The organism is Collinsella aerofaciens, assembly GCF_040926265.1.
Lineage (GTDB): Bacteria > Actinomycetota > Coriobacteriia > Coriobacteriales > Coriobacteriaceae > Collinsella > Collinsella aerofaciens_BB.
The window spans coordinates 33,308-45,611 of sequence record NZ_JBCOIL010000012.1; the positions used below are offsets into that span (position 1 = coordinate 33,308).

The 12,304-nt window shown below is 57.7% G+C and carries 12 protein-coding genes; 8 read left to right on the plus strand and 4 right to left on the minus strand.

Features of this window, described 5'->3' with window-relative positions; translation table 11 throughout:
* Positions 1-251 precede the first annotated feature (251 nt).
* The 5 genes from AB5767_RS05020 to AB5767_RS05040 all read left to right on the plus strand — a co-directional run bounded on the left by AB5767_RS05020 (position 252) and on the right by AB5767_RS05040 (position 4,624).
* Complete coding sequence (locus tag AB5767_RS05020; RefSeq protein ID WP_368132415.1) at positions 252-1,691, plus strand: MDR family MFS transporter; 1,440 nt, start codon at positions 252-254, stop codon at positions 1,689-1,691.
* 3 nt (positions 1,692-1,694) lie between these two features.
* A complete protein-coding gene (locus AB5767_RS05025; RefSeq protein ID WP_006234745.1) occupies positions 1,695-2,201 on the plus strand; it encodes a CBS domain-containing protein in 507 nt (168 codons plus the stop codon).
* Positions 2,202-2,375: 174 nt separating this feature from the next.
* Complete coding sequence (locus AB5767_RS05030; RefSeq protein ID WP_006234744.1) at positions 2,376-2,684, plus strand: MGMT family protein; 309 nt, start codon at positions 2,376-2,378, stop codon at positions 2,682-2,684.
* Positions 2,685-3,269: 585 nt separating this feature from the next.
* The gene (locus tag AB5767_RS05035) at positions 3,270-3,605 is read left to right on the plus strand and encodes a hypothetical protein (protein ID WP_006234743.1); all 336 of its coding nucleotides are present in this window, start codon (positions 3,270-3,272) and stop codon (positions 3,603-3,605) included.
* A 5-nt stretch (positions 3,606-3,610) separates the two neighbouring features.
* A complete protein-coding gene (locus tag AB5767_RS05040; RefSeq protein ID WP_368132414.1) occupies positions 3,611-4,624 on the plus strand; it encodes a hypothetical protein in 1,014 nt (337 codons plus the stop codon).
* Between the two features lie 88 nt (positions 4,625-4,712).
* Here the strand turns inward: AB5767_RS05040 and AB5767_RS05045 are convergent, their stop codons facing one another.
* Positions 4,713-5,804, minus strand: coding sequence for an ATP-binding protein (locus tag AB5767_RS05045; RefSeq protein ID WP_349091157.1), 1,092 nt, complete (start codon positions 5,802-5,804; stop codon positions 4,713-4,715).
* 133 nt (positions 5,805-5,937) lie between these two features.
* Complete coding sequence (locus AB5767_RS05050) at positions 5,938-6,618, minus strand: YczE/YyaS/YitT family protein (RefSeq protein ID WP_349091159.1); 681 nt, start codon at positions 6,616-6,618, stop codon at positions 5,938-5,940.
* Positions 6,619-7,105: 487 nt separating this feature from the next.
* Here AB5767_RS05050 and AB5767_RS05055 point away from each other — a divergent pair, with 487 nt between their 5' ends.
* The 3 genes from AB5767_RS05055 (at position 7,106) to AB5767_RS05065 (ending at position 9,891) form a co-directional block, all read left to right on the plus strand.
* Positions 7,106-7,540: an HIT family protein gene (locus AB5767_RS05055; protein ID WP_196031456.1), complete on the plus strand. Its 435-nt coding sequence runs from the start codon at positions 7,106-7,108 to the stop codon at positions 7,538-7,540.
* 67 nt (positions 7,541-7,607) lie between these two features.
* Positions 7,608-8,942: a gluconate:H+ symporter gene (locus AB5767_RS05060; RefSeq protein WP_161115492.1), complete on the plus strand. Its 1,335-nt coding sequence runs from the start codon at positions 7,608-7,610 to the stop codon at positions 8,940-8,942.
* A 256-nt stretch (positions 8,943-9,198) separates the two neighbouring features.
* Positions 9,199-9,891, plus strand: a complete 693-nt coding sequence (locus AB5767_RS05065; protein WP_349091161.1) for a GntR family transcriptional regulator — start codon at positions 9,199-9,201, stop codon at positions 9,889-9,891.
* A gap of 394 nt (positions 9,892-10,285) precedes the next feature.
* Here AB5767_RS05065 and eda read toward each other — a convergent pair whose 3' ends face one another.
* Both eda and AB5767_RS05075 read right to left on the minus strand, forming a co-directional pair.
* On the minus strand, positions 10,286-10,927 hold the full coding sequence (eda, locus tag AB5767_RS05070) for a bifunctional 4-hydroxy-2-oxoglutarate aldolase/2-dehydro-3-deoxy-phosphogluconate aldolase (protein WP_006234738.1): 642 nt from the start codon (positions 10,925-10,927) through the stop codon (positions 10,286-10,288).
* A gap of 253 nt (positions 10,928-11,180) precedes the next feature.
* On the minus strand, positions 11,181-12,215 hold the full coding sequence (locus AB5767_RS05075) for a sugar kinase (protein ID WP_368132266.1): 1,035 nt from the start codon (positions 12,213-12,215) through the stop codon (positions 11,181-11,183).
* Between the last annotated feature and the right edge of the window lie 89 nt (positions 12,216-12,304).

Consider the following 12,304-nt stretch of genomic DNA (forward strand, 5'->3'; position numbering starts at 1 on the left):
TCTGGGTTACATCCCTTGAAAGGGGCGAAGACGGCTGCTAGTATACCTCCCCGCTATGAAGGATTTGACCAAAGCATACATCGCAATTCGGCGGCCCCTGGTATACGGGGCCTCTCCTGTTGTTCCCCAAGTGCGCTCTGAGCAGCCGCTTTCTTCCTGTCGTATCTGATGCACGCATAGCACGTGCATGTTATTTCGCCCGTGGGCCGGCGCGCCTTCGGCGAAGAATCGAATAGATACGAAGGAAGCTTATGTCTGATAATTGTACGGTCGCGCCCGCCAATGGGCGCATTACCGGTACCCAGATCCGCATCGTCGCGGTCGTCGTCCTGGGTGCCTTCTTGGCGCTACTGAACCAAACGGTGATGTCGCCTGCGCTGCCGGTCATCATGTCCGATTTCGCCATCGATGCCTCGACTGCCCAGTGGATCATGTCCATATACCCGCTGGTGAGCGGCATCATGGTCCCCGTTTCGGCGTTCCTTATCGACAAGTTCAGCACCCGCGCGCTATTCTTCGGGGCGACGCTGGTGTTCGCGCTGGGCACGCTGCTGTGCGCCGCAGCCCCTGATTTCCTGTTCCTCATCATCGGTCGCGTGTTGCAAGCGGCGGGCTCAGGCGTGCTCATGCCGCTTGTCTCGGTGGTTCCCATGCTGGTGTTCCCCGTCGAGAAACGAGGAACGGCTATGGGCATGGCGGGCATCGTCATGTCGGCGGGTCCCGCGGTCGGCCCCGTCGTAGGCGGCGCGGTGATCGACACGTACGGCTGGCGCACCATGATCGGCGCCATCGTCCCCCTCGCAATTCTCGTGCTGGTGCTGGGCGTGTTCATGCTGAAAAACGTGGGCGAGCTGAAGAACCCCAAGCTCGACCTGCCCTCGGTCGTCCTCTCCACCATCGCCTTCGGCGGACTTCTCTACGGGTTCTCGAGCGCCTCGTCGATGGGTTGGGGCAACCCCGTGGTGCTCGGCTCGATCGTCGCGGGTGTCGTGTGCTTGGTGCTGTTCGTCGTACGCCAGGGCAAAATCGAGGACCCGCTGCTTCAACTGGGCACGCTCAAGACGCGCGAGTTCCGCGTGGCCGCCATCATCGTCACGCTCATCAACGCCGCATGCCTGGTCACCAACACGCTGTTGCCGTTGCTGCTGCAAACCTCGCTTGGCGCTTCGGCCTTCGAAACCGGCATGGCCATGCTTCCCGCCGCGGCGGTGGGCATCATCATCAGCCCTATCTCCGGCGTGGTGTTCGACAAGTTCGGTCCGCGTGCCATCTCGATCGTCGGCCTGGCCCTCATGACCGGCGCCCTGTTCCTGCTCTCGCTTTCGACGGTAAACACGCCCATCTTGGTGGTTGCGCTGTTCTGCATGCTGCAGTCCGCCGGCCAGTCGCTCGCGAACATGCCGGTAAACACATGGGGTGTCAATGCCTTGAAAAATGACATGATCGCCCACGGCAACGCCATCGCGAACACCGGCCGCCAGGTCGCCGGCGGTTTGTGCACGGCGCTCATCATCACGGTCATGACAAGCGTCACCGCGTCGGCCGGCGTCGATGCGAGCACCCAAGTAGCCACCGCCGTGGGCGCGGGCGTCGCTTACAAGGTGTGCGCGGCAATCGGCCTCGTTTCCCTTATCTGCGCCATATTCAGCGTGCGCACCAAGAAAACCGCACCGAAAACGAAGGAGGCATAAGCGATGTCCGAGATTCTGTCCGAGCGCATCCCGCTCGAGCTCGAGGGGACGCCCGTTTCGAGCATCATGATTGAAGAGCCGTTCACCTGCACGCAGGATTGCACGATTTCCGACGTGGTGCGCATGCTCGCCGAAAACGAGGTGAGCAGCATGCCCGTAATCGATGAGCGCAACCAGGTGGTCGGGTTCATCTCCGACGGCGATGTCATGGGAGCCATCGCGCAGCATCGCGCTCACACCATCTTCACGGGCGGCGACGCGTCCATGCTGTACTTCGACGATCAGAGCCTTGAGCAGCGCATCGAAGACCTGAAGGATCGCTGCGTCATGGATTTCGCGACGCGCCAGGTAGTGTGTGCCCGTCCCGAGCAGAGCATCGCCCGCGTCGCCGCGCTGCTGGCGAAGAAGAAGTTCAAGAAGCTTCCTGTGGTTGATGACGAGGGCAAACTCGTGGGGGTCATCCGCCGCTCCGCCATCACCAAATACATCTTCGGCATCCTTTTCCAATAGGGGCAGGTCGCACTTGAGGCGAACATCTCGAGGCATCGAGCCAACAACTGGACCAGACAACCTTGACACGCACGCGCTTTCCCTCGATGCTTCGGTAAGAGGAGCTGCGAAAATCGCAGCACGGGTGATCGGCGCCGCGCCCCCGAAGGCAAAAGCGAACACGGGAGCGATACGATGGGAAAAGTCCTGGACGAAGATTTGGTTTATGAGATTCTCTCCGTCGTGGCAGAGATTCCGGCGGGATGCGTCGCCTCGTACGGTCAGATAGCGCGCCTCATCGGCAGGGAGAAAAACTCTCGCCTGGTCGGAGCGGTGCTGAGCGAGGCGGATCGCTACGGCGATTATCCCTGCCACCGCGTCGTCAACCACGCGGGACGCCTCGCGCCAAACTTCCCCGACCAGCGAGCACTACTGACGGAGGAAGGAGTCGCCTTCCGAGACAACGGCTGCGTCGACATGAAAAAGCACCAGTGGAACGAGTAGCCAGGCAGCGTAGCGTCGAAAGGAGCGACGCCACGGGGAACGACCTGCGCCCCGCCGCCGGACAACCTATGGCAAAGTGACACGTCCCACAAAGAGCGGCGCACCAGTACGAGACACGACCGCGACGTAAAAAGACCCTATGATACTCGTAAGCATCTATCTGATTGCCCGCCTCGAGGTACCCAAAGAACGAGAGATGCCGAAACCCCTAGACAAAGAAAAAGGTCGGGAGCTTTTATGCTTCCGACCTGAAGTTTCATGGTCGCGGGGGGCGGATTTGAACCACCGACCTTCGGGTTATGAGGTCGCTACGACGTTGTTTCATTCAGACATTTCGACCCAAATTGAAGTCAATATAACTCCAGGTCATTTGATGTTTTCATAGATTTACGAAAGAAAAGTACGCGGAATTATTCGACCCAAATTCGACCCACAACGAGCTTGAAAGCGGTCAGGCGGAGCATTACCCTTGGGGTGTGACCCCACGCAGGGCCCTCCACCAAGGGTAATGCCCACCCGCCCCAGCCCTTTGCGCCATTCCGCGCAACCGAGCGCGATTCTCAGGCACTTCAGGCAAGGAACACGATGAACGACCGACCTCTCGTCATAGGCAAAGGAACGAAGCAACGCCGCGACAAATACACGTGGCGCTACCGTCACAGCCTCGGCAAGGATCCGGTCACGGGCAAATACCGCTATTCGCCGTGGCAGACCATACATACCACCAAAAGCCGAGAGGTCGACGCCGCACTCGAAGCCTACAAGGCAGAACTCAACAGCGGCACCTACGTCCAAAAATCGAGGGACACCGTCGGCTCGTACGCAAAAAAGTTCCACGACAACCGCGAAGGAACCATCACGCCGCTCGCCTACTCGACATCCTACTCAATCGAGAACCGGACGCGCACATCACATGCGTGATGCTCATGCTCGACACCGACATGAGAAGGGCAGAAGCCCTCGGGATGACGTGGTTCGATGTCTCCGTCGAGAACAGAAGCATCCTCATTGAGCAGCAGTTCGCGGCCGATCGAAGCGTTCGCTCGCCCAAAAGCAAGAAAAGCGTGCGGAGGATCTCGATAAGCGAGACGCTGACGTCGTATCTCGAATTCTGGAAAAAGGAGCAGGCCCGCGAAATGGAAGCCTTCGGCCTGGAACAAGTCAAAGGCACTCCGCTCGTCCACTCATTCGAACGAACGAAAGACAGGCATCCCCAAGTCAACTTCATGGACCTGAATGGGTTTTCGCGCTGGTTCAGAAACATCAGCGTCGAGAACGGGTTCGGCAAGTTCGAAGGCGTTCGAACATACCATTATGTGAAGGAAACTGTCGACGGGGAAACGATTTCGAAGCGTTATGAGCATAAAGAGTGGCTCGAATTGAGGGATTACCTCAGGAAGCATCCCAAGGTTCGCGAGGCGAGGCATATCAGCACATATGAGAGCGAGCACCTTCCTTACGGATATTCGGGCCTATCGAGCCACACCGCTACTGCCGCTACTGCCCGCTACTGCCCGCCAGCTTCCGAACCAGCGGGCGGTAGCAGCACCCCGAACATCTCGCCGACAGCGCAGAGAGTCGTCGACCTGGCGGCCAAGGCCGACATCGAGGACGTGATGCTGTGCGACCTGCCCGGCGTCCTGTCCTTCCTAGGGCTGCCACCTGAGACGGAGATGCCGCCGGGCAACAAGGGGAAGACGAAGCTCAAGAAGCTCTACAGGAAGGTGGCGCCGAACAAGGCATACCACTCCGGCGAGCGCGCCAAGGATTTGATCTCGCACCTCGACATGGCAGAGATCAGGGCATCGGCGCCCGTCCAAGAATTGGGATGCAGTTCAATACGAGCTCGGGGCTCTTTTCGTCTAGATTGGGGACGCATGGCCGGACGAAAACAATTTGCGTCTGGTAATAAGCGTACGAAAGCGCAATTTACGTCTTAATTCCGTACGCAAATCAAGACGAAAATCGTTTACGTCTGCTTTAAATCCGTACGAAAACGGTTTTCGTCTTGCAGGGCAGTTGCCGTTTCTACAGTTCAACTTCCAGTTCGGCTTTGTGCTCGTAGAGGTAGTCGCGCATGTAGGGGATGGCAAATGAGACCTTGCCGTACGAGGGAGCCTCGATAATCGATTCTCTTAACAGGCGGCTGCGGACGGAACTCACCTGTTGAGGCGTTTTGTTTAGGGCATCGGCAACCATGCTGGTCGAGCTCGTCTGCCCCAAAGATGCCATGCTCAGCAGATAAGCGATGCACGTGGGCGGAATGCGCTGTAGCGCGGGCTCAATCACCATGGCACAGAAGCGTTCGCGTGCCGTTGCAATGCCGCGCTCGGCTTCTTCTTCTCCAATAATCGGTGTATGTGCGCGTCTTGCCAACTGCCATGCGTAGTATCCAACGAGTTGGATCATGAAAGGATAACCTTGCGTTGCCTCGGCAAGTTGGCCGGCAATGCCTGGCTGCAACTCCATGCCAGACGCTTCAATGGTTTCCTCGAGGGAGTACGACACTTCGGTTACTGCCACAGCCTTCAGGTCAAAGGGGAGGGCACGGCGCAAAAACGTAAGTGTCTTTCCGTTGATGATGCTTTCAATCATCGAAGGCAGCCCCGCAAAAACAAAGGCGATATCAAGGTCTTCGCCGATAACCTGCTGAATCGCAATGGAGAGCGTTCGGACCTCATCGAGCTCTGCGTCTTGAACCTCGTCGAGAGTGATGAGCAGGCCATTTTCATTCTTGGATATTGTCTGTCTCATGGCGTCGCGTAGCGATGGGCCGATTCGCTCAATATCTATGCTGCCGATGGATATGCCAGCTACGGTGGGCTCAAATCTGGCGTGTTTGGCCTGGAATTTGGGCTGCAGCTGTTCGAGAATGCGCTGGCAAAGTCCCTCGGTTGCGACCTCTTTTATGACCGTCCAGCCACGGCTTTGCGCCAAACGTGAGCACTCGTCAAGGAGGACCGTCTTGCCCGTTCCACGGACGCCGGCTATGCGCATTAGGCGCCCAGGGGCACCAGGCCCGTTGGTGAGGCCTTCACTGAATTCTTCAAGTACATCTTCGCGGCCGATAATCGTGGGAGGTGTTTTACCTGCTGTGGGCTTAAAAGGGTTTGTTTGCATGTGAGCCACCTTTGCTCAAGATATAGCAAGATATAGCAAAGTATAGCAAGATATAGCAAAGTATAGCAAGATATAGCAAAGTATAGTGAGATATAGCAACGTATAGCGCTGTTTGCGGGTTCTTACGGTGGTGCTATTTCCTGAATGCCGCGCGCACAAAGCGCTGAGCGAACAGCTTATTAGCGATGTTGATGACATGGCCCAAGAACAGCGCCGAGATGGCGGTGGTCACGCCAAAGCCGCCCAGGTTGTGCATGAGCGCGAGCGACAGAACGAGAGACACGGCGACATGCGAGCAGTCGAACACGACTTTTACGTCGCCAAAGCGGCGTTTAATCTTTTCGGCAATGACCTGCACCAGGCCGTCGGGCGCGTTGGGGACAACGCCCATGTTGACGACGAGACTTACGCCAAATGCAGTGACAGCGAGGGAGAGCAGCATGGTCTCAACCTGTATGGGGAGTACTGCGGGATGCAGCGGGTTGACCGCCGTGAAGAAGTCGGTGAAGCCGCCGATGAGCGTTGAGAAGCACAGCTCGAGCAGGATGCGCGGCTGGAACTCGCTTCGCAAGATGGCTAATTGCGCCACGATGTAGGCGACGTAGGCCGCGGTGATCCAAAAGCCGAGCGTCTTGCCCTTGAGCATGGATAGGGTTGTGGCAAAGCACGTGAGCGCGACGACGCCCAGGCCGGATGCCGTCTGGAGACTCATACCGAGTGCCAGTACTGCAACGCCCACCAGATACATCAGCATCCCGATGACGATATGGAACCAATCGATCTTCTCGCCATTCATGATGATGAGCGGTCGCATGTTGCTACCCGTCCTTTCGGTTGTGTGAAAAAACTGACCCGGACCGGCAAAAGAGGGTTATCGGAGGCACTACTGTTAAAGCAGAAAAGCCGGCCCCACGGTCAGTTGTCTAGGAAGTGTCTCGCTGTGCCGGAATGGGACTGAAGGGCCAGCGAGACGGGAGGAAAGCAAATGACATTGCGTGGGCAATAGGATGCCAAGATGGTAGGGTGCGTCTTAGCATCCTATTGCTCACGCTTGACGAAATCGGTTTCGTTTGAGCCTTAGTATACGCACGGGATTCTATTTGCAAAGAGAAAAACAATAAAAAGTGAACGTTCACCTAATCGTAACAACTCGTTGGCTGTATCATGGCGGTAGTCGATACGAAACCGATTTCGTATCGACTACGCATGCGTTGTATCTGTCCATTATCTGGTGGTGTAAACGAGGGGTTACACCTGCCGCAAAAGCGGCATTCATCATTGTCCAGATTGAAAGGATCACCATGGAACAGCATACCGATTGCTCGTACTGCATGTGCGGGACCGACAACACGCTCGTCGATGCCTTTGGCATCCCCATGCTTGACCTGCCTGCCAGCAAGCTCATCTTGTTTAAGGAGCAGAGTCATAAGGGCCGCGTAATCGTGGCCTCCAAGCAGCACGTCGATGACATCTCCTGCATGTCCGAGGAAGACGCCGCCGCCTTTATGGCCGATGTCCGCCACGTCGCGGCAGCGCTGCACAAGGCGTTCAATCCCGACAAGATTAACTTTGGTGCCTACGGCGACACCATGCATCACCTGCACGTGCATATCGTCCCCAAGTACAAGGACGACCCGTTTGAGTTTGGCGACGTGTTTGCCATGAACCCCGGTCGCGTCACGCTCGAGTCGGCTCAGTACGACGAGATCGCCCAGGCAATTGTCGCCAACCTGTAAGCGAGTAAAAGCGGCTATTTCGAATAGAAGCACTTGGCTTCATTGCCAGTTAAAAAGGAGCTTATCTATGAATGCGGGAGTTGTTTCACTCCTTTGGGTGCTGGTGGGCGTAGTCCTGCTGGTCGCCATGATCGTTAAGTTTAAAATCAACAGCATCATTGCGCTTATTCTTTCCGCCATTTTTATCGCCCTTGCCGACGGCATCTCTGTGGGCGACCTTGTCACCACCATGGAAGATGGACTGGGCGGAACGCTTAAGTCGCTTGCGCTGATCATTATCTTTGGCGCAGCCATCGGAAAACTGATGACCGATTCGGGTGCCTCGCAGCAGATTGCCGACACTATCGTTGACAAGCTCGGTATTAAGCTGCTGCCTGTTGCGCTTCTGATCATCGGCGTTATCTTTGGTATGAGCATGTTCTACGAGGTGGCGTTCCTTATCGTTACGCCGCTCGTTATCAGCATCGCCAAAGAGGCCGACATCCCCTATATGCGCCTGATTATCCCGGCTGTTTCTGGTACCACGATGGGCCATTCTCTTTTTCCGCCGCAGCCTGGTCCTATGGCGCTGGTGAGTGCCTTTGGTGCCGAGGTTCCGCCGGTCTACATCTTTGGTCTGATCGTCACGATTCCGACACTTATCTGCTCTGGTCTTTTGCTGTGCCATTTCATCCCCGGTCTCGATGACATGCCGCTTGGCAATGTTATGAAGCCGGCGGAGCGCAGGCCCGCGGACGAGCTTCCGCCGTTCTGGCTTTCCATTCTGGTGCCGCTGTTCCCGGCAATCATCATGATTGGGGCTTCGATTATCAAGAACACGGTGGGCGAGGGTTGCTTTGCATACGATCTTGCCAGCTGCATCGGTAGCGCAGATATCACTATGCTCATCACGATGATTCTTGCCATGGTTGCGTATGGTTATACGCGCGGCATGGATGGCGGAGAGATTTCTAGCTCTATGTCCGATGCTATCAAGGGCGTCGCGAACGTGCTGCTCGTTATCGGTGCCGGCGGCATCATGAAGCAGGTCATCATTACTTCTGGCGTTGGCGCGACGCTTGCCGACATGGTGAGCCTCATGCCGGTGTCGCCGCTGATTTTGGCTTGGGTGATCACGGTGGTCCTGCGCCTGCTCACCGGCCAGGGTACCGTCTCGGCCATCACCGCTGCCGGCGTCGTGGCACCTATGGTTACGCAGTTTGGCATCAACCCGGTGCTTGCAGTACTGGTCTGCGCCTGCGCATCCAATACCATCACGCCTATGTATGACGGCGGCTACCTGCTGTTCCAGCAGTCGTTTGGCCTGTCGATGAAGGATACCTATAAGACATGGGGCCTGTTGGAGCTCGTCAACTCCGTTGTCGGCCTCATCATGGTTCTGATCCTGAGCCTGTTTATCTAGGCGAGAAACGCATAAGACAAGCGTGTCTCACCGCAAGCCCGCGGACAGTTGCCTATCAAACTGTCCGCGGGCCTTTGCTTTTTATACCAACGGCATGTCGTACCCGTCCCCCTCATAAGTTGCGGTGGAATAGTTCCTGTTTTTGCTGCTGAAGGCTTTGAACAGGAACTATTCCACCGTAACTTATGAGGGGGCGGGGGATGCGATAGTATTGCATGGTGGTATTCGATTAACCGAGGCTTCATCCGAGGGCTTTATGGAACAACACCAGCATTATCAGAGCCTGCAAGACCAGGCATACAACGCATTGCGCTCTAAGATCATCTATGCCGAGTTCAAGCCCGGCACGCGCCTTTCGGCGATTGGTCTGGAAAAGGAGACGGGAATCGGGCGCACGCCCATTCGCGAATCCTTTGTGCGCCTGCGTGAGCAGGAGCTGGTGGAAACGCGTCCCAAAAGCGGCACCTATGTCTCAAAAATCAGCATGGAGCGTGCCGAGAACGCCTGTTTCTTGCGCGAGAAACTCGAGAGAAGCGTGCTTATTAAATGCTGTTCGGCCGCCACGCCCGAGCAAAAGCATCGGCTCGAGCAGATTCTTACCGAGTCCGAGTCGCTCGACCATAGCGAGACGCGTCGTTTCTTTGATCTGGATAACCTGTTCCATGAGACGTGTTTTGAGATTGCCGGCCGTCATATGTTGTGGGATTGGATGAAGAGCGTCAATACGCATTTTGAGCGGTATAACTGGCTGCGCGCGGTATCTCAGGACCTTGATTGGGAGCCGATTCGTCGTCAGCACCGTCGGATTTTGGAGGCCATTAAGGAAGGCGACACCGATACGGCGAGCTATCTGGCAGAGACGCACTTGCATCTGATGCCCGAGGAGCAGGGTCCGGTTATCGCCTTGCATCCCGACTACTTTGAGCTGTCCAAAGATACGGCCATCTAACTCGCCCCCCCCTCATTAGTTGCAGTGAAATAGGAATTGTTTTGCGGCTCTGATGGTGTAGGCAGTCCGTATTCCACCGCAAGTGCCGGGGCACATCGGGGCACGAAAACGCTGCGGTGCCGCTTGGAGGGAAAGACCGGAAGCAAAGGTCCATTCCTCCAGACGGCGCCGCAGCTGTTTTGATGGCTCGGCTTTCGTCGATGTGGCTCGGCTGGGCGCGACTGCCAGCCGATTATACAAAGCGGCTCGGGGGCGTGTCGCTTCCGTCACGTTCTATCAGCATACAAGACGGTTTTGGTTCTTGTTCGTGACGGAAACGGCGCGCTTCCGAGCCGCTTTAAAAGAAAGGGGGCGAGGTCTAGGGCACGCCCCCTTTCACGATAGAGAGCTAAACCTAGCCGCGGACCTTCTTGACGACGTCCATGGCCTCGCGGGCGATCTGCTCGACCTTGGAGAAGTCGCCGTCGGCAAACAGGGCCGGCTTGACCATCCAGGTGCCACCGCAGGCGATGATGGCGGAGGAGCTCAGGTACTCCTCGACGTTGGCGGTGCTCACGCCGCCGGTAGGCATAAAGCGGTGACCGACAAACGGAGCGGCGAGGGCCTTGATGGTGTTCAGGCCGCCATACTGGGACGCGGGGAAGAACTTGGTGACCTTGAGGCCCAGGTTCTCGGCTGCGGTGACCTCGGAGGGGGTCACGGTGCCGGGAAGGACGGGCAGCTCGATGTCGATGCAATGCTTCACGACGTCCTCGTTGTAACCCGGGGAGACGATGAACTTGGCACCGGCGGCGCGGGCCTGCTCAACCTGCTCGACGGTCAGGACAGTGCCGGCGCCAACGCACATCTCGGGCTCGGCCTCGGCCATAGCGGCGATGCACTCGGCGGCGCAGGCGGTGCGGAAGGTGACCTCGGCGGACTTCATGCCAGCTGCCATAAGAGCGTGGGCGAGCGGGGCGGCGTCCTCGACCTTGTCGAGCACAACGACCGGCACGATGCCCAGGGACTCAAGCGTGGTGTAGAACTGATCGAACATGATGTTCCTTTCGATGCGTGGCGCGCATGGGCGCGTGATTACCAAATGTGCTGGTCAGGAGCCGATTTTGGATTGGTTATCGGAGGCACTGCTTGGGGTTCAAGCAATTCCAAAACCGGCTGCTCGACCAGTCATGTAGGGAATGCCAGACAAAACCGGAATGGGACTGGTGGTTTTGCCCGGCCGGAGGAATCGGGGAGCGGGCCGCAGGGGTATGGGATTGGAAAGCTGCGGCCCGCGGAATGGAGACGGACTAGCGCGCGACGCGGGTGCCACCGTCGGCGGCGGATGCCACGGATGCGATCTCGCCTGCGGTCACCAAGTTGGAATCGCCCTTGATGGTGAGCTTGAGGATCGAGGCTGCAATCGCATAGTTGACAGCGTCCTGCGGGTCAAAGTCGTTGATGAGGGCATGGACGAGGCCGGCGTTGAAAGCGTCGCCGGCGGCAACACCCTCAAGCACGTGCACATCGTGAGCAGGGGAGAACCAGTGCTCGCCGCTCTCGGCGTCATAGAGCATGCCCATCCAGATGGAGCGCTCGACGCAGGAGATGTTGCGGACGACCGAAGCGACCTTCTTGCAGCCGTACTCGGCGCAAATCTGACGGGCCATCTCGACGTAGGTGTCGCGCTCCTCGATGCCGTGGGCAAGGGAGCCAGAGACGCAGGTCATACCGAGGCCAGCAGGCGCATCCTCGTCGTTGGCGATGCAGATGTCGACGAGCGGCAGGAGTTCCCTCATGGTGGCCTGCGACTTCTCGGGCGACCACATCTTGCCGCGATAGTTCACGTCACACACGGTGGTGATGCTCTTGGCGCGGCAGGCGGCGAGCGCATCCTTGCAGGCGGCGGCCATCTCATCGGAGACGGCGGGGGTCACGCCGGAGAAATAGAAGACATCGATGCCCTTGAGGATCTCGTCCCAGTTAAAGACGTCGCGCTTGGCCATGTTGATGGCAGAGTACTTGCGGTCGTAGACGCAACCGTTACCGCGCTGCGAGGCGCCGACCTCAAACACATAGGAGCCAAGACGGTCGCCCTGACGCACGACGCGCGTGGTGTCGACGCCGTAGGCCTTCAGCGAACGCAGGGCGCACTCGCCCAGACGGTTGGCCGGGACAACGGAGACGTAAGCGGCCTTGTCGCCCTGGTAGGCCAGGGAAAGCGCAGTGTTGGCCTCGGCGCCGCCGTAGCGGACGTCAAACTCGGTTGCCTGCTCAATACGCAGGTGGTCTTTGGGTGAGAGTCTCATCATGATCTCGCCGAAGGTAAGAACCGTTTTACCCATGATCGCGCAGCTCCTTTTACTCGTGCGTACACCTTTGATATGGCGTTGGCACGCAGGTGCCAAGACGGTAGGGTGCGTCTTTGCACCTG